The sequence below is a fragment of the Pedobacter sp. GW822-FHT03F06 genome (assembly GCF_058801365.1).
The window spans coordinates 70,358-96,099 of record NZ_JBXANE010000006.1 but is presented as its reverse complement, the minus strand read 5'-3'; the positions used below and the strand labels follow the sequence as shown (position 1 = coordinate 96,099).

General features: G+C 38.1%; 19 protein-coding genes. 4 read left to right on the top strand and 15 right to left on the bottom strand.

Annotated elements, in window-relative coordinates:
* Positions 1–2 precede the first annotated feature (2 nt).
* The gene (locus AC1RJ8_RS11890) at positions 3–1,277 is read right to left on the bottom strand and encodes a DASH family cryptochrome (protein ID WP_492954163.1); all 1,275 of its coding nucleotides are present in this window, start codon (positions 1,275–1,277) and stop codon (positions 3–5) included.
* A 170-nt stretch (positions 1,278–1,447) separates the two neighbouring features.
* On the opposite strand from AC1RJ8_RS11890, the gene AC1RJ8_RS11885 reads away from it, so the two are divergent.
* A complete protein-coding gene (locus tag AC1RJ8_RS11885; protein ID WP_492954164.1) occupies positions 1,448–2,350 on the top strand; it encodes a TIGR01777 family oxidoreductase in 903 nt (300 codons plus the stop codon).
* 139 nt (positions 2,351–2,489) lie between these two features.
* Positions 2,490–3,791 carry a cryptochrome/photolyase family protein gene (locus AC1RJ8_RS11880; RefSeq protein ID WP_492954165.1) on the top strand — a complete coding sequence of 434 codons (1,302 nt, stop codon included), beginning with the start codon at positions 2,490–2,492 and terminating at the stop codon, positions 3,789–3,791.
* On the opposite strand, the gene AC1RJ8_RS11875 is transcribed toward AC1RJ8_RS11880, so the two are convergent.
* The 8 genes from AC1RJ8_RS11875 to AC1RJ8_RS11840 form a co-directional block, all read right to left on the bottom strand.
* Positions 3,781–4,650: an FKBP-type peptidyl-prolyl cis-trans isomerase gene (locus AC1RJ8_RS11875; protein ID WP_492954166.1), complete on the bottom strand. Its 870-nt coding sequence runs from the start codon at positions 4,648–4,650 to the stop codon at positions 3,781–3,783. The genes AC1RJ8_RS11880 and AC1RJ8_RS11875 overlap by 11 nt on opposite strands.
* A gap of 3 nt (positions 4,651–4,653) precedes the next feature.
* Positions 4,654–5,142 (bottom strand): FKBP-type peptidyl-prolyl cis-trans isomerase, encoded by a 489-nt coding sequence (locus tag AC1RJ8_RS11870; protein ID WP_492954167.1) that lies wholly within the window; start codon positions 5,140–5,142, stop codon positions 4,654–4,656.
* 179 nt (positions 5,143–5,321) lie between these two features.
* Positions 5,322–5,768: an FKBP-type peptidyl-prolyl cis-trans isomerase gene (locus AC1RJ8_RS11865; protein ID WP_492954168.1), complete on the bottom strand. Its 447-nt coding sequence runs from the start codon at positions 5,766–5,768 to the stop codon at positions 5,322–5,324.
* A 258-nt stretch (positions 5,769–6,026) separates the two neighbouring features.
* Entirely contained in the window at positions 6,027–7,820 is a 1,794-nt protein-coding gene (locus AC1RJ8_RS11860) for an acyl-CoA dehydrogenase FadE (RefSeq protein ID WP_492954169.1), read from the bottom strand.
* A 186-nt stretch (positions 7,821–8,006) separates the two neighbouring features.
* On the bottom strand, positions 8,007–8,360 hold the full coding sequence (locus AC1RJ8_RS11855) for a four helix bundle protein (RefSeq protein WP_492954170.1): 354 nt from the start codon (positions 8,358–8,360) through the stop codon (positions 8,007–8,009).
* 111 nt (positions 8,361–8,471) lie between these two features.
* Positions 8,472–9,647, bottom strand: a complete 1,176-nt coding sequence (locus AC1RJ8_RS11850; protein WP_492954171.1) for an acetyl-CoA C-acyltransferase — start codon at positions 9,645–9,647, stop codon at positions 8,472–8,474.
* Between the two features lie 143 nt (positions 9,648–9,790).
* Positions 9,791–12,196 (bottom strand): 3-hydroxyacyl-CoA dehydrogenase/enoyl-CoA hydratase family protein, encoded by a 2,406-nt coding sequence (locus tag AC1RJ8_RS11845; RefSeq protein WP_492954172.1) that lies wholly within the window; start codon positions 12,194–12,196, stop codon positions 9,791–9,793.
* A gap of 76 nt (positions 12,197–12,272) precedes the next feature.
* Positions 12,273–12,707, bottom strand: a complete 435-nt coding sequence (locus AC1RJ8_RS11840; RefSeq protein WP_492954173.1) for a MarR family winged helix-turn-helix transcriptional regulator — start codon at positions 12,705–12,707, stop codon at positions 12,273–12,275.
* 120 nt (positions 12,708–12,827) lie between these two features.
* On the opposite strand from AC1RJ8_RS11840, the gene AC1RJ8_RS11835 reads away from it, so the two are divergent.
* Entirely contained in the window at positions 12,828–13,790 is a 963-nt protein-coding gene (locus tag AC1RJ8_RS11835) for a hypothetical protein (protein ID WP_492954174.1), read from the top strand.
* A 47-nt stretch (positions 13,791–13,837) separates the two neighbouring features.
* Here the strand turns inward: AC1RJ8_RS11835 and AC1RJ8_RS11830 are convergent, their stop codons facing one another.
* From AC1RJ8_RS11830 to AC1RJ8_RS11805, 6 genes are all read right to left on the bottom strand, one after another.
* Complete coding sequence (locus AC1RJ8_RS11830) at positions 13,838–15,160, bottom strand: DUF6089 family protein (RefSeq protein ID WP_492954175.1); 1,323 nt, start codon at positions 15,158–15,160, stop codon at positions 13,838–13,840.
* Between the two features lie 395 nt (positions 15,161–15,555).
* Positions 15,556–17,265, bottom strand: coding sequence for a DUF885 family protein (locus AC1RJ8_RS11825; RefSeq protein ID WP_492954176.1), 1,710 nt, complete (start codon positions 17,263–17,265; stop codon positions 15,556–15,558).
* A gap of 117 nt (positions 17,266–17,382) precedes the next feature.
* The gene (locus tag AC1RJ8_RS11820) at positions 17,383–19,719 is read right to left on the bottom strand and encodes a GAF domain-containing protein (RefSeq protein WP_492954177.1); all 2,337 of its coding nucleotides are present in this window, start codon (positions 19,717–19,719) and stop codon (positions 17,383–17,385) included.
* A gap of 82 nt (positions 19,720–19,801) precedes the next feature.
* Positions 19,802–21,523 (bottom strand): gamma-glutamyltransferase, encoded by a 1,722-nt coding sequence (ggt, locus tag AC1RJ8_RS11815; protein WP_492954178.1) that lies wholly within the window; start codon positions 21,521–21,523, stop codon positions 19,802–19,804.
* A gap of 95 nt (positions 21,524–21,618) precedes the next feature.
* Positions 21,619–23,040, bottom strand: coding sequence for a TlpA family protein disulfide reductase (locus AC1RJ8_RS11810; protein ID WP_492954179.1), 1,422 nt, complete (start codon positions 23,038–23,040; stop codon positions 21,619–21,621).
* Between the two features lie 174 nt (positions 23,041–23,214).
* A complete protein-coding gene (locus tag AC1RJ8_RS11805) occupies positions 23,215–24,984 on the bottom strand; it encodes an AMP-dependent synthetase/ligase (RefSeq protein WP_492954180.1) in 1,770 nt (589 codons plus the stop codon).
* A 252-nt stretch (positions 24,985–25,236) separates the two neighbouring features.
* Between AC1RJ8_RS11805 and AC1RJ8_RS11800 the strand changes: the two genes are divergently transcribed.
* Entirely contained in the window at positions 25,237–25,701 is a 465-nt protein-coding gene (locus AC1RJ8_RS11800; protein WP_057933119.1) for a hypothetical protein, read from the top strand.
* Positions 25,702–25,742: the final 41 nt, after the last annotated feature.

Here is a 25,742-nt window from a genome sequence, read left to right as displayed (position 1 = left end):
AACTATGATGCCCAAGTTAAGGAGTAATTGCCTTTTGGGTCGAGGTTTTTGATATTTTTATCAAGATCGAAAACACTTTTTGATTTCTGATCGTTACCTACACCAGCTACATTGGCCCAGTTCCCCCAGTTGCTTGCAGGGTTATAATCAATCAGTTTTTCTTCAAAATAGGCTGCGCCAAAAATCCAGCTTACTTCTAAATTATTGATCAGATATAAGGCAGCGGTTTGTCTGGCGATATTCGAGATGAAACCGGTTTGATTTAACTCCGTCATCACCGCATCTACCACGGCAAAACCTGTTTGTGCATTCTTCCATTTACTAAAATTGTCTTGCTCATTCACAATATCAACCAACCCCTGACTGCCAAATCCATCCGGACTAAAAAAAGTATTGCCATATTTTTTGAACATGAAACGGAAATAATCTCTCCAAAGCAGGCCTAATAAAATATGGTTGAACATGGCTTTTGTATTGGGCACACCCTCCATCTTTTTAATTTCCCAGTATACTTTTCGTGGCGATAAACTACCCATGGCCAGCCATGCCGATAGTTTCGATGCCAGAATTAAATTCTTGGTTGTTGCAGCTTGCTGCATAGCCACAATCACTTTTTGAAGATGAGTTAAACCCTCAGCCTCGCCACCAACAAATTCAAAATCAGAACGTTGGTCTTTTTGCTGTGGCAACAGATTAAGCTCTTCTAATGAAGATAATGTTCCCCAGTCAATCACTTCGGCTACATTAATCCGATCGGGTGCCGAAAAACAGGGCTTGATAATCGAATCGCGTTCAATTTTCTTTTTAAACTGATTAAAAGCGTCGGGAATATCTTTAATGGGAAAAGGCAAATCTTCCTTATTATATAAGGTATGGCCGATAAAATGTTTGAGGTTGATGCGTAATTTCCAAAGTGCATTTTCCACCAAAGTTGAAACATGCGTTTCTTCGCGTGCCACTTCACGGTGGTGGTAAACTTCAGTAATCTCATATTCCTGAACGAGTTGAGGAATAATATCTTCAGGGTTGCCTTCGGCGATAAGCAAGTTACCGCCAATCTGTTTTAAAGAATTGCGTAATCCTAAAACACTTTCTAAAATAAATTGCGCTCTAATATTACCTGTTTTTAACGTACCGTATTTTGTTTCGCCAAAAGAACGGCGATCGAGAATGTAAACAGGCAAAATCGAATCAGACTTAGCAATCGCCTCGACCAGCATTTCATTGTCATGCAAGCGAAGATCATTTCTAAACCAGACTAAAATTTTTTTGGACATCTTTTATCGAAAAGGGTGTAAGAACGCGTTTACAAATTTATCTTATTTTTCCTCTTCATCAAACCCCTAAATAATTCTTTACAAATAGGTAACAAAAGAATTAAAACTGAATTAATATCGTTTTAAATGAAGCCATAAAAACCCTTTTGTATCTTTAGTGTTTTAAAAATATGGCAAAAAAGATTCTGATTACCGGAGCGACAGGACTTGTGGGTACTGAGCTGAAAAAACATTTGCTAAGTAAAGGTTACGGGGTGAATACACTTTCGCGAAAGAAAGACAATGATCCGAATAATTTTGTGTGGGATGTTTACAAAGGAACTATTGATGCTGATTGTTTGAATGGTGTAGATGCCATTATTCATTTAGCGGGAGAACCCGTGGCCGATAAAAAATGGACCGATGAACGCAAAAAACAGATCATCGATAGCCGCGTAAAATCAACAGAATTACTTTTTAAAACGATTAAATCGAAACCCGACAACCAGCTAAAATCGTTTATTTCTGCATCGGCAGTTGGTTTTTATGGCGATTGTGGTGATGAAATTTTAACAGAAGAAAGCCCAAACGGTTATGGATTTTTAGCTGAATGCTGTAAACTTTGGGAAGATGCCGTAGACCAAGGCAAAAAGCTAAGCCTTAGGATTGTAAAACTCCGTACCGGAATCGTTTTAAGTAACCATGGCGGCGCCTTACCACAACTCGATAAACCAGTTAAGTTGTTTGCCGGAGCAGCATTAGGAACAGGTAAACAATGGACTCCCTGGCTGCATATTGATGATATGGTAGAAATGTACATCGAAGCCATCGAAAATCTTAAAATGGAGAATTGTTATAATGCCTGTGCTCCTTTTCCAGTCACGAATAAAGCGCTAACCAAAGCCATTGCTAAACAGCTGCATCGTCCTGTTTGGCCGATCAAGGTTCCGAAAAAGGCATTAGAATTGTTATTGGGCGAGCGTGTTGAAGCTGTTTTAATGAGCAATAATACCTCGGCACAAAAAATTTTAGATGCAGGATTCAAATTTAAATTCACCCATTTGGAGGATGCTTTGAAGGATCTGTACAAATAGGTTTAACCGATTAACTGGCCCGTCACCCTGAACCGAGCCTTAGCGAGCTCACCGAAGGTAATTTATTTCAGGGTCTTTCCAGGATAGATGCTGAAACAAGTTCAGCATGACGTAATTAATTAATTTCTAATTCCCATCAATGACTTCAATATCAATCATTTGGTTTCGCCGCGATTTACGTTTAACAGATAATGCTGCTTTATACCACGCTTTAAAAAGCGATTACCCTGTGTTGCCACTTTTTATTTTCGACAAAAATATACTGGATAAACTACCAAAAGATGATGCCCGCGTAACTTTTATTTATCAATCCATTGAAGATTTAAAGAAAGAACTTCAGCAATATGGATCAGATTTACTGGTAAAATATGGTAGTCCCGAAAAAATATGGCCTGAAATTTTAAAGGAATATGATGTTAAGAGCGTATATACCAATCATGACTATGAACCTTATGCCCGCGAACGTGATGATAACATGGCCGAATTTTTAACCAGCGAAAAAATAGCCTTCAAAACATATAAGGATCAGGTTATTTTTGAAAAAAACGAAATCCTAAAAGCGGATAAAACACCTTACACAGTTTTTACCCCTTTTTACAAACAATGGCATGCAAAGCTGAACGATTTTTATGTAAAAGCTTATCCCACTAAAAAATACTTCAAAAACTTATTGCAAAGCAAACATCTGCCCTGTCCAGGTTTAAATGATATGGGCTTTGAAAAGAGTAAGCTGGATTTTCCGAAAATCAGTTATAAAAGCAAACTCGACGATTATGCAAAAGAACGCGATTTCCCTGCGCTTGATGGCACCACACATATCGGTCTGCATTTACGTTTCGGAACCTTAAGCATTCGGAAAGCAGTTAAAGATGCTTTGGAAGCAAAATCGGACGTCTGGCTTTCAGAATTGGCCTGGCGAGAATTTTATATGACTATCCTTTGGCATTTCCCCTACTCGGCCTCCGATTCGTTTAAAAAACAATACGATAAAATTAAATGGCGCAACAACGAAGATGAATTTAAAGCCTGGTGCGAAGGCAATACCGGCTATCCTATTGTAGATGCCGGTATGAGACAGCTTAACCAAACTGGCTGGATGCACAACCGCGTGCGCATGGTTGTAGCAAGTTTTTTAACCAAACATTTACTCATCGACTGGCGCTGGGGAGAAACATATTTTGCCGAAAAATTATTGGATTATGAAATGGCAAGCAATGTGGGCGGCTGGCAATGGGCCGCCGGATCAGGAAATGATGCGGCGCCTTACTTCAGGGTATTTAATCCAGAACTACAGACTAAAAAATTCGACCCTAAACTTGAATACATTAAAAAGTGGGTACCAGAATTTGGGACAAAAAAATATGCCCAACCTATAGTTGAGCATACATTTGCAAGAGAAAGGGTTTTAAAAGTTTTTAAAGAGGCTTTATCTAATTCGTAACCTTTACAATTTCAATATCAAAATCTAAAGGAGATACCCCATTAGCTAAATCAGCAGGAATAATCAAACGAAGCTTTCCGCCAGCTGTTACTTTTCCCGGTAATATTAATTGCCAGCCTTTATATAAATTACTTAAAACATCAGAAAAAGTTCCATCGGTACTCGTTTGCAAAACTGTTCCATCTAAATAGCGAACCGTGTAGTTAGCAACTATTGTAGAGTTCACATTAATTACATCAGTTCCTGTTCCAGGGGTAGTAATACTATAGCGTGCTCTAGAAGGATCTTTAATCAGTGTTAAATTATTGTTGGCAATAAATTTATTGATCTCAAATTCGTCTATTTCATGTCTTTTCGCTCCGGCATATATCCCTAAATCAACAAGGATATTTTCATTTGATCCAATATTTAAAAAACTTACGCCGTTCCTTCCAAAAGCCATGCTAGAAGGCATAATTAATGTTGCTTTGCCTCCTCTTTTTAATTTGGTTAACACTTCTCTAATTGGCGTAAATACATATGATACACTATTGATCGTAAATCGGTCTGTATAACCCAAAAAGGTACCTGGAATCATTAAGTCAGATGTTTGATTTAGCACCTGCCCAGATAAGGTTTTAAAGATATATGAATAATAAACCGAATCTTGGTTTGCAACACTTGCACCAGAACCTACGTCGGTGAGATTGTAATAATAGCCTTTTGTATCTTTAGTGAATGTAAGATTATTCTTTTTAAGATAAGCCTGGATAGCGGCATCATCTACACTTTCAATAGACTCATATTCCTTTTTACATGAGCTGAAGATTGTAGTAGCCAGTAAAAGTGCGAATAGGCTAAGTTTAGTAAATTTGTTCATTTATTATTGTACGTCTGTAAGTGTTATAGTAAAATCGAGTATTGAATTTGCCGGAACCAAAGCTGAAGGTGATTGTGTCCCATAAGCGTAATAAGAAGGTATTATCAATCTGATCTTACCACCTTTTTGTATTTTTTGAATCCCAAATTGCCATCCTACAATAACGTTTCCAAGTAGAAACGAAATTGGGGTTCCTTTGGTACTGTCGAAAATAGTTCCGTTTAGTAACTTTCCTTCATAATCAGAAGTGATTTTTGTAGATGCCGTATACACTACACTTCCTGTTCCAGGTGCTAAGATCTGATAAAATATTCCACTGGCATCTTTCGTAGCCGAGATATTATTAGTCTTAACAAAAGCGCTTATTGCAGCAGTATCGGCCTTAAACTGTGGTGTAGGATCGTAATCATCAACCGGCACATTTTTCTTACAAGCTGCCAGGCACCCTGCAAGGCAGATCATGAGTATAAAATATCTAAACTTAACCATCATCCGCAAAAATAAGCTTTTAATACGGATGCTACAATTTTTAACCTATTTTAACAATTTTAAGGCACTTAAAGATAAAAGCAGAAAGGCTAAAGAAGCATAATCGAAAATTGTAATAACAATCTGCTTTAAATTTATTCCCTCGACTTTAGTCTTTGCTCTTTCAGCTTTAGTTGTTACAGTTATTGTGTATTAGACAGCTGTATGGTAAAATCTAATACAGAATTACCAGGGATAGGACCTACCGAACTGCTTCCATAGCCCAAACCCGGGGGAACGATCAACCTGATTTCTCCACCTTTTTGTATTTTGGGGATGCCGATTCTCCAACCTGAAATTAGTTCGGCAAGATTGAAGATCTGCTCTTTGCCATCGCCATTATCAAATACAGTTCCGTCTAACAACCTGCCTTCGTATTTAATGGTTATTTTGGTGTTATTTGGATAAGTGAACGAACCCGAGCCAGGTTTAATGATCTGATAGTATAAACCAGAATCGTCTCTAACTGCATTAATATTATTTTGTTTGATGAAATCGGTCATCTGTTTTTCAGGGTCTTCATCCTTTTTACAAGATGAAACTGCAGCCATACATAAAAAGAGTATGGCAAGGAATCTTAATTTAATCATGCGCGAAAATAGGATTTTAATAGCATAAAGCTAATGGGTTATGATTTTTTCAACTTCTGTCATGCTGAGGTACGAAGTATCTGCAGCCGATGAAAGAGATGCTTCGTGCCTCAGCATGACAGCATATTATGAACTCCTCCTAGAAAAGAATACGTTTTAATTAAGCCTAAAAATTATCAGATTCAATAAAACAAAAAAAGGGTTTAAGGTTAGGTTATGCACCCAATCCTTAAACCCTCCGCCTTTCATCCTTCTACCTTAAAAAATATATTTATTTGCTTCAATAAGCTGTTGCGCAACTCTTTGACGGGCATCTTTAACATTAAACGGTTCCACTTTTGTAAAACGGCGTAAACCAACCAACATCATACGTTGCTCATCACCTTCAGCAAAAGCCCAAAGTGCTTCTTTACCTGCCTTGGCAATACCATCCACTGCTTCTACCAAATAAATGCGTAGTAAATCCAATTGGCCTGCTGATGCTTCTTCACCACGGGTATTAACCAATTTTTCTGTACGCAATAAAGCCGATTCAAGCACATAAACATAACTGGCCATGTCGGCAATGTTCATTAAAATTTCCTGTTCTTTGCTTAAGGTCATCATCAATTTTTGAACCGCAGCACCAGCCACCATTAATGTTGCTTTTTTCAAATTCGACAAGACCTTTTTCTCTGCAGCAAATAAAGTGGTATCCTCTTCGCCAAAATCAGGGATGCTCATCAATTCAGCGGCAACTGCTGTAGCTGGCGTCATTAAATCCAATTCGCCTTTCATGGCGCGTTTTAGCATCATATCAACAGTCAACAAGCGGTTAATTTCGTTTGTACCTTCAAAAATCCGGTTGATACGTGCATCACGGTAAGCCCTATCCATTGGCGCATCGGCACTAAAGCCCATTCCACCATAAATCTGTACACCTTCATCTACGGTATAATCTAGTGCCTCTGAGCCCCATACTTTTAAAATGGCACACTCTACCGCAAATTGCTCAACAGATTTCAGTCTGGCTTTGCCAGATTCCATTCCACCTGCAACCAGTTGATCGTAAGTATCATCAATATTCTGTCCGGCACGATAATTTGCTGAATCAACAGCATAAAGTTTGGCAGCAATTTCTGCAATTTTAAAACGGATTGCACCATATTTAGAAATCGGGCGACCAAACTGGATCCGTTCGTTCGAATAATTAATCGCTGTATTTAAAGTTGCTTTTGAAGCTCCGATAGCTGCAGCCGATAATTTGATACGGCCAATATTTAAAATGTTAACCGCGATTTTGAAACCGTTTTCTCTATCGCTCAACATATTCTCAACCGGTACCGGGCAATCGTTAAAGAAAACCTGACGGGTTGAAGAACCTTTAATACCCATTTTATGCTCTTCGGGATTCATAGTGATGCCACCGAATTCCTTCTCCACAATAAATGCAGTTAAGTTTTTATCATCGTCAATTTTAGCGAAAACAATAAAAATATCGGCAAAACCACCATTGGTAATCCACATTTTTTGCCCAGTAATGATATAATGTTTACCATCGGCACTCAGTGTAGCCTTAGTTTTACCAGAGTTTGCATCCGAACCTGAGTTTGGCTCAGTTAAACAATAAGCAGCTTTCCATTCGCCCGAGCCAAGCTTAGGAATATACTTTGCCTTTTGCGCATCGTTACCATAATATAAAATCGGTAATGTACCAATTCCGGTATGTGCAGAAAGTGCAACAGCGAAAGAGTGCCCTGCACCTACCACATCTGCAACCAGCATAGAAGTGTTAAAGTTTTTACCAAAACCTCCGTATTCTTCCGGTACCGAAACGCCAAGAATCCCCAGTTCGCCTGCCTTGGTTAAAAGTGTTGGCATCAACTCAGGGTCTTCCTGTTTATCAATTTTATCTAAATTGGGATAAACCTCAGCCGCCAGAAAATCGCGACAGGTCTGTGCAATCATCTGCTGCTCTTCATCAAATTCTTCAGGGATAAATATTTCCTGATAAGTGGTATCCTTAATTAAGAATTCACCGCCTTTAATTGTCTTTTTTTCAGTTGTTTCCATTTTAATAGTATCTAGTAATGAGTATCTAGTATCAAGACAAAGCTTAACACTAGATATCACTAAATTTTAATATTGGGCAGCTATTATCAGGTATCAAAACTGTGCTTAGAAACTTGATATCGCTTATTATTTTTTTCTATTATTTCTTTTATTCAATCTGGACACTTTATACTCAAACCTTAATGCTTACACTTTGATACTTCTATCCAAAGCATAAACCATTTTTTGAATCTCAGTAATTTTCTCAATCAAATCTGTTGATAATTCATTATCTAGTAATTCAAGTCGGTTTGAAATAATCAATTGTGTTTCTAGCTCAAAAGCTGAACCTTGGCTTATGTTCAAAAAATATTTGAATTGAGCACCACTTCCTCTACCAGAACCCTCAGCTATATTTGAAGGAATTGATACCGAACATCTTTTCATTTGTGAAATCAAGCCAAATCTTTCTTCATTCGGCAAGAGTGATGTCGATTTATAAATTTTAACTGCGAGTTCTATAGATTTCTGCCAAACCTTTAATTCTTTAAAATTATGCATATGTTTTAGTATTAAATTATGAATACAAATATGTTTGGGATGATTTTATAAACTGGTATACACCTATTATTCAATCTCGATACTTGATACTCATATCTTGATACTATATTCCTACAACATCTCAAATATCCCTGCTGCACCTTGTCCGGTTCCTACGCACATGGTTACCATTCCATATTTCTTGTTTTGTCTTTTTAGTTCATTCATAATCTGTACGGTAAGTTTTGCTCCGGTACAGCCCAGCGGATGCCCTAATGCAATTGCACCACCATTTACGTTAATTACGTCGGGATTTAAATCCAATGTTCTGGTTACGGCTAATGATTGTGAGGCAAAAGCTTCGTTCAGTTCGATTAAATCGATATCCTCCTTTTTCAAACCTGCCTGTTTCAACGCTTTTGGAATAGCTTCAATTGGACCAATCCCCATAATGCGCGGCGGAACTCCCGCGATACCGTAGCTTACCAATCTGGCAATCGGTTCCGCATTTAATTCTTTCATTTTCTTTTCAGAAACCACCAAAACAAAAGCTGCTCCATCAGATGTTTGCGATGAATTACCCGCGGTTACACTTCCAACAGCGTCGAATACGGGTTTCAGTTTCGCCAGCTTATCTAAGGTAGTATCTGCACGTGGCCCCTCATCGGTATCAACCACGTAAGAACGGGTTTTCTTTTTAAGGTTGGCATCGAGGTAATTTTCGTTTACTGTGATTGGCAGAATACCGTCTTTTAAATGGCCGTTTTTTATAGCGTGAATGGCTTTTTCATGAGATTTTAAGGAAAAAGCATCCTGATCTTCACGGCTTACATTGTATTCTTTAGCTACTGCTTCGGCTGTTAAGCCCATACCCCAATACCAGTCTGGATTGTTTTTTGCAACTTCTGCATTGGGTACAAGCTTCCACCCTCCAAAAGGCATTCCGCTCATCACCTCTACACCACCTGCAATAATACAATCGGCCATGCCGGCTTTAATTTTAGCAACTGCTGTGGCAATGGTATCTAAACCCGATGCACAATAGCGGTTTACCGTAACTCCCGGAACTTTATCGGTATCCAGGCCCATCAGCGAAATCATACGACCAATATTTAAGCCTTGCTCTGCCTCTGGTGTAGCATTACCTACTATTACATCATCAATCTGTTCGTTATCTAAATTCGGAACCGATGCCACTAAAGCCCTGATTACTTCTGCGGCTAAATCATCAGCTCTTGTAAAACGGAATACGCCACGGGGTGCTTTGCCCACTGCTGTACGATATCCGGCTATAATATATGCTTCCATTTTTTAGTATCTAGTAGCCAGAATCAAGTATCAAGACTTAATCCTCGCATTATTTTATTTATTAATTAATGTAAGTAAAACTGTATTCGTCATTCGTATCTTGATACTTGATACTTGATACTCATAACTAAATATTTAACTCACTAATTCCTCAACGGTTTCCCCTTAGTAATAATACTCTGAATCCGCTCTAGCGATTTCCTTTCGCCTGCAAGTGATAAAAATGCTTCTCTTTCCAGATCCAATAAATATTGCTCGGTTACTTCTGTTGGAGCCGATAAATCACCACCGCACATTACATAACCTAATTTTTCAGATATTTTTTTATCGTGCTCGGAAATGAAATGACCTGCATACATGCTATTGGCACCAGCATAAACAATTCCTAAACCTTGTTTGCCTAAAACTTTGATATCGTTCCGTTGCACGGGTTTAGTATATCCAGCATCAGCCAATTCTATTGCTTTAGCTTTTGCATCGGCCAATAAGCGGTTTCGGTTCATCGAGATCGAGAATTTATCTTTTTGCAGATAACCCAATTCGTAAGCCTCGTAACCCGAAGTAGAAACTTTTGCCATTCCGATAGTTAAGAAACGGTCTTTCAAGGCATTCTGCACAATCTGATCATCTTTATACTCATCAGAAGCACGCAAAGCAAATTCTTTTGTTCCGCCACCCCCAGGGATTACGCCAACACCAAACTCAACCAAACCCATATAAGTTTCGGCTGAAAGCTGAACATGATCGGCATGTAAACTAAACTCACAACCACCACCAAGAGTTAGATTATGCGGGGCAACCACAACCGGAATAGAAGAATAACGGATGCGCATCGAAGTATTCTGGAACATTCTGATCGCCATGTTCAATTCATCCCACTCCTGCTCTACCGCCATCATAAAAATCATACCCACATTTGCACCAGCGGAGAAATTTGCACCATCATTGCCGATTACCAAACCACGGTAATCTTTTTCGGCCATATCAATCGCTTTGTTAATACCTGAAATCACATCACCGCCAATGGTATTCATTTTGGTGTGGAATTCTACATTCAGAATGCCATCGCCCAGATCAATAATCGAAACACCTGAGTTTTTCCAAAGGGTTTTATTTTCGCGAAGGTTATCCAAGATGATGAACTCATCGGTTCCCGGTAAGGCTTTATAACTTTTAGAAGGAATATCATAATATTTTTTAACGCCGTTTTCTACTTTATAGAATGAAGTATTTCCGGCATCGAGCATTTCATGCACCCAAGCCGCAGCTTTATTGCCATATTGCTCCATCCCTTCGATGGCTTCTTTTACGCCAACAGCATCCCAAAGTTCGAAGGGACCAAGTTCCCAACCGAAACCTGCACGCATGGCATCATCGATACGGTAGAGTTCGTCAGAAATTTCTGGAATCCGATCTGATACATATTCAAATAAACCAAATGAAGAATGGCGGAACAACTCGCCTGCCTTATCTTTTCCTTTGGCAAAAATCTTCATGCGCTCACGAAGATTTTCAACCGGCTTGGTCATTTCTAAGGTAGCCGATTTTACTTTTTGCTGCGGTTTATATTCTAGGTTTTTTAAATCCAATGCAAGGATTTCGGTTTTACCCTCAGCATTTTTTGTCTTTTTATAAAAACCCTGTTGGGTTTTATCGCCAAGCCATTTGTTCTCTTCCATTTTTTGCACATATGCTGGGAGTTTAAACAAATCATGCGCTTTATCATCCGGACAATTATCGTAAAGTCCTTTTGCTACTTTGATCATGGTATCTAAACCAACCACATCCGATGTACGGAAAGTAGCCGATTTTGGTCTACCCAATGCTGGTCCGGTAAATTTGTCAACCTCTTCTACAGTCAGATCAAGTTTTTCAACTAAATGCAAAAGTGCCATGATGGAATAAACACCTACACGATTGGCAATAAAAGCTGGCGTATCTTTACATAAAACGGTTGTTTTTCCTAAAAATTTATCGCCATAATGCATCAGGAAATCAACAATTTCAGGTTGCGTGTGTGGCGTAGGAATAACCTCCAACAATTTTAAATAGCGGGGCGGATTAAAGAAGTGTGTGCCGCAGAAATGTGATTTAAAATCATCGCTTCTTCCCTCAGCCATTAAATGGATCGGAATACCTGAAGTATTCGAGGTAATCAATGTACCTGGCTTGCGGAACTGCTCTACCTGTTCGAAAACTTTTTTCTTGATATCAAGATTTTCGACTACAACTTCAATTACCCAATCGTAACCGGCAATTTTCGACATATCATCGTCGAAATTCCCAGTTTTGATCTTATTTAATGCTTTTTTGCTATAAACTGGAGATGGGTTTGTTTTTACGGCCGTTTGCAAAGCTGTATTAACAATCCGGTTTTTTACAACTGGGTTATCCGGTGTTAACCCTTTTGCCTGTTCTTCTGGACTTAGCTCTTTAGGGGCAATATCTAACAGCAAAACCTCTACACCAATGTTGGCGAAGTGGCATGCAATACGCGATCCCATAATACCCGAACCCAAAACTGCAACTTTATTAATGCTTCGTTTCATTATCTATTTGCTTTTCATTAGTCTGATAGGCGCTATTTATGTACAACCTACCAAACAGATTTGATTGTTATATTTGTTAATCAACAGTATAGGCCACTGTGATATCATTTAGTTTTATCAATAGATTAATAAAAGTCTCCTTCTCCTTTTTAGAGAAATGCTCATCGAGATATTCATTAAATTTGCGAACAACACCTTTGGCCAATTGTTTTTTCTCTTTACCGAAATCAGTTAGAAAAACCTTTACTGATCGTTTATCGCCTGCAGATGTTTCACGGTAAATGAGGCTGGCCTCTTCCATATTATTTAACATACGGGATAAACTGGTTGCTTTAACCCCAAGTAAGCCAGCTAAATTTGAAACCGCAGTTCCCTCGGCATCATCTATATTAATAAGCATGTAACCAATGGCCTGGGTAATCCCAAAACTAGATGCCATTTGATTGTACTTATTAAACATATTTTGCCAGGCAAACTTAACATGGTAATCTATGGTTTGTTGTTGTTTCATTTTTGCTAATTTATTATGCTTGCATAACAAAGCTAATGAATGTATTTTGTTAATGCAATAGAGATTTGGTTTTTTTTTGCGTTTTTATTTGTAGATTAGATTAACACTAATGCACACAAAATGATGACCAGAATAAAAATTGCACTGATAATTTCGGCAATAGCATGTACTATAAATATCACAAAAGCGCAGGTATCTTGTTTCGCACAATCTTACTTGAATGATAATGATTTTCGAAAATTCAAAGGCACTACAACCCTCTTTACTTTAAGATATGACGATTATCAAAATATTGAGAAATATCGCGAGGCGATCGAAAAATCATGGACCATAACTCCATTCTTGATTATAAAACCAAACGAATTAGCTCAATATCAAAACAACTCTGCATATTCTTTTTTTTATTTTGACAGTTACACCGATCAACCAGATTCTCTTAACTCTGTAAATGTAGTGTATGCCCTTAAGCTCGGCGCTGAAAAAAGGACTAGAAAAAATATGTCAATTATAGCAACTGTAAATCTATACCCGGATTTATTTACGCTTAAATATTTAGAAGATATAGGCTATAGCTTTACGTCTGCGTCCGATAAACGTAAGCTTTTTATTAATAATCTTTATAAGCATGCTATATTTTATAACTGGTCGCCGGGTATGTTAACCACCTATTTAAAGTTATTGAATAGTGCATTACTATCAAGAAATGAATTTGATATTGAATTTGAAACCGCTGATAAATTAAATCTCAGCAAACTAAAAAATGAGCCACTTTATATTCCTGATTATGTTAAAGATAGTTTCAACCAGGAGTTCAATCAGAATTCAATCTTAAATGAAGTAGGCGAAAGCAACAACGAGAAATACCAGTATCTAGTTAAGTTTGTTCCTACAAAGCAGCTTGATGAGTTAATACTAAAAAAAGATTCAGATATAAAATATCTTGTTTACACGCAAAATTCCTTTGATAAAATCATTACCATTTATGATAGCAAGAACAATAAGGTTATTTATCAAAAATACACTCCAAAATCTTATGGTTTCAGAAACAGTGATTTAAGCAGTATACAAAAAAATATAAACTAAAAAGTCCCGATTTTCATCGGGACTTTTTAAATGTTATTAAAAACAGACTAGTAAAGGGTAAACTCTACACGACGGTTTTGTTGACGACCTGCCGCTGTTTTGTTTGTAGCAATTGGCTGACCCATGCCATAACCTGTAGCTTCAATACGTGATGCATTTGCACCTTGAGAAACTAAATAAGCTTTTACAGATTCTGCTCTGTCTTTCGATAAACGCAAGTTTAATTCTTTTGAACCTGTATTATCTGTGTGACCAGCTAATTTTAAGCTAAAGTTTTTCTGAATCAACAATGCAGCAACTCTGTTTAAAGAAGTATAAGATTTAGAACGGATAGTTGCTTTACCTAAATCGAACTCTAAGTTTTTAATCGCTTCGTTAACAACTTTACGATCTTCTTCTGTTACGATTACTTTTTCTACAACTTTTTCAGGAGTTTTTAATGGACAACCAGAACCATCAACAACAGTACCTGCTGGTGTATCTGGGCATTTATCTAATTTATCTGCAACACCATCACCATCTGTATCTTTCAAGATGTCGTTCATTTCTGAACGTAGTTTTGCATTTTCAGCTTTTTGAGCATTTAAATCAGATTTCAAACCTTCTGCAGTTTGTTTTGCTTTTAAAGCTTCATCGTACGTTAAAGCTACCGGATTGTGGAAAGCCAATTGTTTTCCAGTACCTAAAGCAAACTCTAAACCAGCATAAGCATAGTTATATTTATCATTTCCGTTTTTGTAGTAACCATCTAAGTTATCGCCATCAACAAAGTTGATAGTCCAACCTAAATCTAAATTAACCGCATCAGAAATTTTAAATTTCGCACCTAATCCTACAGGAATAATTAACTCATTGATGTTATCGCCACCACCGAATTCTGAAGTTCCTGCTGCAGTAGTAATAGTAGGTTTGTAAGCTGCAATACCAGCACCGGCAGAAGCATAAAGCTGTAAGGTATTCTCTTTTTTAAACATATCGATATTGAACATGTTTACCACAGCATTTAAACTTCCCGAATAAGATAACTCGGTATCGAATGCTCTTACCGGAGAGTTATTTACCAAACCGCTTTCATAAGGTTCGGTATTATCGCCCTTTAATTTACCACGAACTCCATCTAAACGAAGAGAGAAATAAGGTGTAAATTGTTTTTTAATATAAAGGCCATAACCTAAACTTGATTTGTTGTTACTGAAATCGTTTTTCCCACCTAATGGTGATAATGGAGTAAGCACACCAGCGTTTACACCGATAGACCATGTTCTGAATGTTGTTGTTGAAGTTGCAGGACTTTCCTGGGCTGAAGCAGCCGAGCCGATAAGTAAACCAGCGAGTGCTACCGGGAGTGTTTTAAATAGTTGTAGTTTCATAAATTTTCTATTAACGTTGAATAAGCGTTGTCCTAGCAATACAATAGCCATACCAAAAATACAAGCATGTAAAAATACTTATCAACTTTTCAACACTAATAAACGGTTACGTACTCTGGATAAAACTAAAAAATACGTTATAAATAGTAAGCGCAGCGTTTAAACGCTATAGTTCTTCCAAAATCCAAATCTTTAGATTCAGGACTCAATAGCCCTATTTCCTATGAATATTTTACGAATGGCAGGGATCGGCAGCACCCGTCTTGTTAAATTAAATCAATGCCAATTTATCAGGTTAGATAAGTCGCTCTTGCGAATCATGGATAAATATTTTATCAATCTCTTTGTCTGATCATCTGTTACTTTATGTTATCTACACCTTCGTCAAAATTGTACTATTTAATATCGCCGGCAAATTTCCATTGGGTACTGAAATTTTCGGGTAATTGCTGGCTGGTTAACAAGGCCCTTACCATTTCTACAGGCATGTTATTTTCGTGCAATACACGACTGTGAAATTGAATATTGGTCATTTTACCACTTTGTACCAGCTCTTTGTGTAATGCCCTGAACTGTAATCCGCCTAACATGTACCCAATCTGATATAAGGGCCCATAACCTCCGGTAAACGACCTACGTACCTCTGCTGCTGCGTTAGCACGCTCAAAGCCAACACGATCTACCAAAAAGTCTATACACTGCTGAGGTGTCCATTTACCTAAATGATAATTCATCGAAAAAATAATACGCGCACAACGGTGCATGCGCCAAAAAAGCATTCCAATTTTATCTTCCGGAGATTTTGCAAAATTCTGGTCCCACAACAGCATCTCCCAGTACAACGACCAGCCTTCTGTCCAGAAAGGTGTACCAAATACCTTGCGGTAAGGTTTGTAGCGGCTTTGCATAAAATACTGAAGGTTATGCCCGGGAATAAGCTCATGAAAAACTACAGCTCTGGAAAAATGCCTGTTGTTGCCACGCAAGGTCATCATTTTGGCATCCTCGGTCATATCTTCTGTTGGATAAGCAATTAATACGGATTCGCCACCCAGAAAAAACGGTGCAAACAATTGTTCCTTCGGACTTAACATACGCATGCGCCAGCCTTCTTTGGCCAGGGCTGGAATAGCGATGAGTTTATTTTTCTCTACAAAGTTTATGGCTTCATTGGCCAGTTCATAAACCAGTTCGGGCTGTTTTCCCAATTCAGGATAATCTGTTTTTACTTTTTCCAGCGCTTTTTTCCAATCGTTACCAAAGCCCATTTGTTGCGACGCTTTGAGCATTTCGGCATCACACCAGGCAAATTCTCTCATGGCAATAGCCTCAATCTGCTCAGGGGTATAGGCAATCATCTCATCTTTTAAACTGCTTAATAAAGCTGTTCTTCCTATCGGATTGCCAATAATGCCACTTCCATCGTCTTTGGCATTTGACGGTTTAGCTTTTTTACCCAATGCAGCAGCATAATCTTTCACCGCATCTACCACTTCGGGATAAACAGCTTTGGTGGCTTTGGTAAATTGCGGATCGTACCCATCATAAAATTTATAGGCTTCGGTAAATACAGCCAGGTATTGATTAACGGTTTCCTGTGCCCACGATGCCTGTACCGGCGTAACAGCCAGGTCTTTGTTTTCTACTGCCTTTGTGGTTTTCTGAATATCCGTTTTCAGTTGTTCGAATTGATCTTTGGTAATTTTACCATCTTGTTGCTGACCAATCCTTCGCTTTGCTTCAAAATCCAATAATATTTTAGCAAAAGGCAAAGTAAAAATACTGCTTCTGAATTCGGCGTAGTTCTGCTGTAAACTTGCCGAATCTGATCGGATATCGCGTTTAAGCAAAATATAATCTACCCTTTCATTTACAGTTAGCTTGTTAAAAGGCAATGCCTTTAATTGTTTTTGCCATTCAGTATAAAAGCGTTCCATCCGCTTAAAGTATTCTTCCGATCGCTTGAGCGTATATTTACGGTTAAGCATGGTCTCGTCTGATTGGTATTGATTAATCAGCGGACTCACCAGGCTGGCCTCATTGGTTTGAGCGTGTAATTGTAGGGTAACTGTTAGAAATAAAAACAGCGAAAATAGTTTACGCATAGCGATTGGGGCATGTTTGATTAGCTGACGCAATATAGCTAAACCGCTAAGTATTTGCAGCAGGGTGCCCGTGTAACTTATTGAAGATATTAGACTAAAGGTAGCTCAATTAAATGTTTAAAAAATAGTTAAGCGTAGTGCCTTTAACCCACTTAACCCCTGTAAATCTTCCAAATCAAGATCTTCGGTTTCGGGTTTCAATACACCGGTTTCCTGCAGGTATTTTACAAATGGCAGGTAATCGTCAATATCTCTTTTATTGAAATAGATCAATGCCAGTTTATCGGGCTGCGTAAGGCGCTCCTGCGAATTGCGAATGAGTATTTTATCGATCCTTTTTTTGATCATTTGATACCTGATATTGTAAGCGCCTTCTACATCGAACTTCCGCTCGTCGATCCTAAAACTAATGTCTATTGGATGGTTATGGATAAAGATAAGTTGTGTGGTGGCCAACTTAACGGCCAATTTTGGCTGAAGCTGCTGAACCATTTTGGCAATCTCAGCCATTGATGATAGCTGCCATAACCGTAGATTTTTGAGATGAAAGTGATTAAAAACCCGATCAGGTGCAATAGACTGTCCGATATAGATGTCGTATTCAACACCATCTGTCCTGAATTTTTCGAAGTAACAGGGGTAAGAATCTTGCAGTTTTTCGCGTTCACTTTCAAAATAATTGTTAATGGCTGTATTGATCAGCTGCATAGATGTTTCCAAAGCCTGACGGCGTTTATACACTTCGCCATGAGGTACCGAAATGCGGTCGAGGTATTTACTGATTACTTTTTGGGTATTAGGATGCGATTGGGAAATGAGCTTTAGGTAATCGCTGGTTTCTTCTTTAAGAAAAATATTGAGGCTGTTTTCATCGGTTGTATTCAGCTCATCGCCCTGCAAAATATCACTCCATTTATTGCAATTAAAGATAATTTCTACCAGCAAAGCATCACTATAAGTTTTGCTCAGTTCTTCCAGCGTTTCACGAAACAGGCTCAGGTGCAGGCTCAGATCGGCCTTGCTGGCCACATTACGTTCAGTGGTAGAATTTCTAATATCAATAGCGCCATAAAAAGGGTAAACGTCTGCAAAACTAATATCCTCATTGCGCTGCGGTAAATTCTTTTTCTTATTGTAAAGGTGATGCCAGGCAGCTTCATTAAACTTCCACTGTACAGCAGGTTGGATAGAGGTGTATTTTTCTTTTATAATGTTTTCGATCTCGAGGTTAAACTCGTCTATATAGACCTGTAAGAGTTGAGCAATAGGCGCTAAAACTGGTTCCAATAAAGTAATTTTCTTTTCGTCGAAAGTTTCGCCAAGCCAGGTATGCATACCCAGTACACCTACCAAAATCTGGTTATGAAATACAGGTATGAGCGCCATCGATTTTACATTTAATTCCCTAAACCTGTCTAACCAGGGAAACATCTCTTTGCTTTCAGCCCAGATATCGGGTGAGTAAAAAGAATTCGGATTTGCAGCATAACCTTCAGCAATCTGCCGGAAAGCTTCAGGGCTTAAAGTTTCTTCACCCCACACTGAAAATAACAGTCCACTTCCTCCTTTTACATACCCATAAACCATTTTGTTGTTTACCCTTACGAAAGGGAAAAGATCGAATTGGATATTGGCATTTTGCACCAGCACTTTTAGCGATTGTATCACTTCTCCATAAGCGACCCCCTCGCTGCCTGGCACACGGCTTAATCTTACACTTTTAATATTTTCTACGGCATGTTTAGCGGTAACATCGGTAATGGTAAGCACCGAAATACCTCTAAGCTCAAAAAGTGTTAGTGGCAACACCTGCTGTAGTTTATTCAATCCAGATTCTTCGCTCAAATATTGCTGTAATTCACGGTAACTAAGCTCGGGCAATGGCTGCTTAGCCTTAACTTCGATGAAGCTGGCGTTTACACCTATGTGGAAATAACCAGGCAAACCAGTATCGGCATTGATGCCTGAATGGTATTTCTCTTTTAAGGGGGAGTGGAATGCGTATAATTCGTTAAGGATGAAAGCGTAGATAAAATGCAGGTGATCATGCTGATGTTGTTCAAGCGTTTTTGAACCGACAAAATTATTTTGATCTTTTTCTTCATGCTCGAGCAACTCGTACATCAGCTCGGTTCCATAAAAAGTAATGGGCTGCATTGGTGCACAAAGCCCCCAAGCCTGGTGGTCTTCTGTTAAAAGTGCAGGCGAAAGACAGGCATACATATGTTCCAGCAGTAGTTCGTGCTGATAAATATCTTCGATAGCGATAACCTGTTCATCAATTCCCTGTTTTTTAAATTCTTTTAAGGCATTGCTATAAAGAATAGATTTTACGGTCCGTTCTTCTTTAATTTTTCGTTGCAGGTATTTGATAAAAGGACCAAAAGAGATAGCTGAATCTACCTGAGGTAAATCTGGGTAATTTCGGGCATGATTAAATAAACGCTTCTTCATCTCTTTAAACTTTAAACCATACAATTAATTGAATTGCAAAAGATTGGCCAGTACTAAGATAAAAAATAGATGTGAGAAATTGCTACCAGCCAATGGCCTTATCGTCTCCCCTGGGGTCGGCACCGCCCTGATAATTTCCCCATTTAGTTTTTAAGATGGCATCAACCCTGCCGATTGCCCCTCTGGGTACAATTTTATAGCCTTTTGCTTTTAATTTTTCTGTTGATAAGCTATCGATGGCATCTTTTTCTACATACACCTCATCTGGTAACCATTGGTGATGAAACTTTTTAGCAGCTACTGCCGACTGCATAGACATATCAAAATCGATTACATTTATAATGGTTTGAAATACGGATGTTATGATGGTTGACCCGCCAGGTGTACCCACCACCATAAATAATTTTCCATCTTTCTCTACAATACTTGGTGTCATCGAGCTTAACATTCGTTTATTGGGTGCAATTGCATTGGCTTCGCCACCAACTAAACCGTACATATTAGGTGCGCCAGGTTTAACGGAAAAGTCGTCCATTTCGTTATTTAAGAGAAATCCGGCTCCTTTTACGGCAACTAACGATCCGTAAGAACCATTTAAGGTAGTGGTAATCGAAACGGCATTTCCATCGCGGTCTACAATAGAGAAATGTGTGGTCTCTTCATGTTCTGCTCCTTTTATTTCGCCGGCCAAAACAGCGCTGCTTGGGGTTGCTGCTGCCCAGTTAAAGTTTGACATGCGTTTTTTATTGTAACCGGCGCTCAACATTTGTTGTTGTGGAACAGCATAAAAATCAGGGTCGCCTAAATGTGTTGCCCGATCGGCATACACTCTTCTTTCGGCTTCTACAATTACCTGAACTGTAGAATCTGCATTATGCCCCCACTTTTTTAAGGGGAAATTTTCTACACTTTGTAGCAATTGGATCAAGGCAATACCTCCACTCGAAGTAGGTGGCATGGTAATCACCTTATAGCCTCTATAGTTGCCCGTTATGGGTTTACGCCAGGTAGCGTGATAATTTTTTAAATCTTCTTTTGTAATAAGTCCTTTGCCCCGTTGCATTTCGGCCACAAGCGAATCGGCCACAGCGCCTTCATAAAAACCGGCCCTGCCTTTTTTCTGGATCAGTTTTAATGTATTTCCAAGTTCTTTTTGAACCAAAAGGTCATTTTCCTGCCAGGTACTTTCCAAATTTACGAAGGCCGTTCCATCAGGATTAAAATCCATAAACTTTCTATGCAGACCATTCAATTCGCTTGCCTGCCGCTTGGTGATTTTGAAACCATCTTGCGCCAAATTTATTGCCGGCTGTAACACCTGTGCCCAGGAAAGTTTTCCATATTTTTTGTGTGCCTCTACCATACCATCTACTGATCCTGGTACGCCAGCGGCTAAATGGCCATATAAACTTTTATCTACAATTGGATTACCGGCCGAATCGAGATACATATCTCTGCTGGCTGCCGCAGCTGCTTTTTCTCTAAAATCTAACGCATTTATCTCGCCGTTTGCACCGCGATACACCATAAAACCGCCCCCACCAATATTCCCCGCGTTTGGATAAACCACAGCAAGTGCAAACTGAACCGCAACAGCTGCATCAACCGCATTCCCACCTTTTTTTAAAATATCTATACCTACTTGCGATGCTTCTGGATGGGCAGAAACCACCATCCCATTTTTATATTCACCGCTGTTGTTTTTACCCAGTTGTCCGGTTACACAACCAGCCAATACCAACACCACACTTAGGTATATTAATGATTTTTTAATGTTATTGAGGGATGTTATCGTTTTCTGCATGTTTATATTTTTTTTCAATTACCTCATTGTTTTTCCCGGTAATTACTTTTCTTTTTAAGCTTAGTTTTCAGATAGAAAATATTTGTTTCTAAGGGTTATAAATATTTACTAATCTGCGCATATAATTTTTCTTTATCACTTGGCCTTAAAGCATCAGCAACAACTAATTTACCATTTTTAATAATTAAATAACGCGGTATTCCAAAACTCCCGCTTTTCCCCAGTTTATCACTCAAATCTTTTCTCAAGGCTTGATTAGTCCGAACATGATTGCCAGAAAGTTTATAATATTTTATCATCTCTTTCCATTGCTGTGCTGCATCATCTTTATCTATAGAGATAAAAAGCATGTCAACCTGTTTGGCTTTGAGAAATTTCTCCAGGTCTTTACTATATTCAAATTCTTGTTTACATGGCCCACACCAGGTTGCCCAAATATCAACAAATACAGTTTTGTCTTTAAATTGGCCAATTAAACTATCCAGGCTATTAAATTTATCGTAGTTGGCCAATATTTTTTGTTCAGGTTCAAAATCGTTTTTCACCTTATTATGGTAGGTTATAATTTCATTGACCATTGGTTGCAAATATGGCGTAAAATTACTTTTAGGATAGCTTGTTTTAAATGAATTAAACAAATCGACCAATACTTTCTGATACCTGGTCTGTAACATTTCTTCATATAGAAAAGTAGCCTGCAAAAATTCTTTCATTTTGCCTGTATAATTATCTTCGAAGGTTTTATATATACTTTTAAGCCAAATGTCCTCATCTCTTTTAGGTAATTGAGTTCCGTTTTTTAGCGGGATGTAATAATTGAGGTAAGTACTTACGTAATATTTGGCATGGTAGTAAAAATCCGGGTAAAAAGCATCCTGAAGATTGTTCATTGAATACTTTTTATAGGCATCTGCCCACATTTTATCCAAATCTTTATTTATTTTTTGCTTTGTACTTAAAACTATCATTGGGATAGCAGCTTGCAAAATTATCTGTTCGGTTGAAAAATACCTTTTTATTTCGTTATAAAAGTTTACCGAAATCTCTTGTTTCGAAAATAGCTCGGCATAAGGTTTTAGGGCTTCATTCTTATCATTTTCGAGCAATTGATACAAACCAGCTGCAGTACTATCTTTTTTATAATAATCTCTGGCCCTGTATTGATAAAACTCTGAATTTCTTTTGTTAAAAAGCAACATTCCTTCTTTATTTTTATCGCTCTGCACCAAAAGACCATTATCGAAAACTAAATGCGTAGTGCCGGGTTCTATTAATATGGTATTATTGTTAATTCTTAACCACGCAAGTTTATTAATCTTTAAAGAATAGTTTACCGTACTATCATCGCCAAATTTAATTTCTTTTTTGGCTGGATAAAACCATGTATCATCTACAGGAATTTGGATAATTACTGTATTATTTTTAGCATGTAAACTTTTGATATTAAGTTTTGCTTCTTGTGCAAAAGAATTTATTGCCGATGTAAACAATAAAATGAAGAGGATTATTTTATTCATAGTGTTTTAAGCTGAAACACAAATATTGAAGATATTTTAGGAACTGTTTAAAAATGAATTATTTTTTTACTAATTGAAAAAGGCGGGTGAAGACACCCGCCTCTGATTAATATTAGTTAGTATGCCACCAACAAAGATGTAGCGCATTTAAAATCAGATAATTTAATCCGCTTCTTATTGCTTATAACCCTCTGCATCTTTATATATTTTTTCGATTACCTCATTGTTTTTTTCGGTAATTACTTTTCTTTTCAAACTTAATTTTGGGGTAAGCTCACCACCATCTATGCTCCACTCTTTAGGTAACAGTGCAAATCTTTTGACCTGCTCCCATTTACCAAAACCTACATTTGCCGCTTCGATAACCTCATTATATTTAGTGAGTACCTGTTCGTTTTTAATAATCTCTTCGTTCGAAGTAAAAGTAATGCCTTTTCTTCCCACCCATGTTTTTAAGGTTTCGAAATTGGGAACAATCAGCGCAGAAGGGAATTTTCTATTTTCACCCAAAACCATAATCTGTTCGATAAAAATCGATTCTTTATATTTATTCTCCAGCATTTGTGGGGCAACATACTTACCGCCTGCTGTTTTAAACATTTCTTTTTTACGGTCGGTAATTTTTAAAAAGCGACCATCAACCAGTTCTCCAATATCTCCGGTATGGAACCATCCTTCTTTATCCACCGCCTCATCGGTTAAATCAGGTCGGTTGTAATACCCTTTCATTACCTGGTGCCCTCTGGTTAAAACTTCGCCATCCTGCGCTATTTTAACTTCCACACCTTTAATTACTTCACCAACAGTGCCGAACATGGTTCCGCCGAAATGATTAACCGTAATTACAGGTGAAGTTTCGGTTAATCCATATCCTTCAAAAACAGGCATACCAGCGGCCCAGAAAATTCTGGCCAAACGCGGATTTAGTGCCGCTCCGCCCGATACAATTACTACAATTTCACCGCCCAGTGCTTCCTGCCACTTTTTAAAAACCAGTTTACGGGCTATCCCCAATTTGAAATTATACCAGGCACCTGCATTAATTGTATATTTTTCGGCTAAAGCTACCGACCAGAAGAAAATCCCTTTTTTAACCCCGGTTAATGCTTTCCCTTTCTCCATAATCTTATCGTACACTTTTTCAAGAAGCCTTGGAACGGTAGAGAACACATTGGGTTTTACATGCTGAATATCGGCCACAATGGTTTCCATGCTTTCGGCATAATAAACTCCTGTATAATTAAACAGATATAAATAAATGATCATCCGCTCGAAAATGTGTGAAAGTGGCAAAAAGCTTAGCCCTTTTTTAACGCCTTCGGGTATCACCACAGCCGAGTTAACAAAATTTGCAACCAAGTTATGATGCGTTAGCATTACACCTTTTGGCGTACCCGTAGTGCCAGATGTATAAATTAGGGTCAATACATCTTCGGGGGCAACATTAGCGCGATATTCCTCCAAATCAATATCTGTACTTGCTTTGCCCAATTCAATTAATGTACTCCAGTTTTCGGCTTCAGTAATTTCATTAAAACTATAAATCTTAATGGCTGGGTTTATGGCATCGGCACAGGGTTTAATTTTTTTATACAAATCTTCGTCGGCTACAAAAATAATGGCAATTTCTGCATCTTTTAGGATAAACTGGATATCGTGCTCGGCCAAGGTTGGATATAAGGGAATCTGGTAGGCGCCAATCTGGTTGGCTGCAAAATCGGCGATATTCCACTCAGGTCGGTTATGCGACATCACAGCAACCCTGCCTCCTTTGCTTATACCTTGTTTAATTAATCCGCGGCTTAGGTTATCTACGGCAGTACAAAAATCGGCTGTACTATAATTTATCCATTTTCCGTTAATTTTTCCGCTGATGAATTCTTGCTTAGGATTTTCGAGGCTATATTTCAAAAGATCAAAAACCCGTTTAATTTCTGCCGCCATATGAATTGTATATTATTTGGTTAAGTTAAAAAATCAAACATAAAGATTAACATCTATATGCCTTTTTAATGAAAATAATACCTCGTAGCTAATAAAACGCTGTATTTACTTTTCGTAAAAAAATTTAAATAAACTTAGTGATTACAAAATTACTATGCAAGCATTGTTTTTTATCCCTGTGGATTTTTACCGAAAAAACAGAAACGGCATTAAAGTTGTTAGGCTGATAATTATTTACAAAACATTTAAATTATGAAAAAGTTATTTACAATTTTAGGATGCATTGCATTGTTTGCCCTTACTACAACAAACGTTAAAGCCCAAAACTATAAAACCGGACTTGGTTTAGGCATCGACTTTGGAGATGGCGCTACTTTGGTGGGTCCTTCAGTTAGGCATCACTTTAGCCCTAAAGCTGCACTTCAAGGTGAAGTTTTATTCGGTGGAAACTCTACTATTATCCAAGGTTTCCTTCAATACAATTCATCTATCCCTGGTGCAAAAGGTTTAGACTGGTATTTAGGTGGTGGTCCGTCTATTCAATTGTATGACGGTGGTTCTAGTTTTTACTTAGTTCCGATGGTTGGTTTAGATTATAAATTCTCTGGAGCGCCATTGGCATTAGCTTTAGACTGGAGACCAAGACTTTACATTGGTGATAACGATAGCGATTTTAACGCTGGCAGATTCGGTTTAGGCTTTAGATATACTTTCTAGGCAAGCGCATGGCGCTGGGCGCTAAGCGTAAATTAAATTCC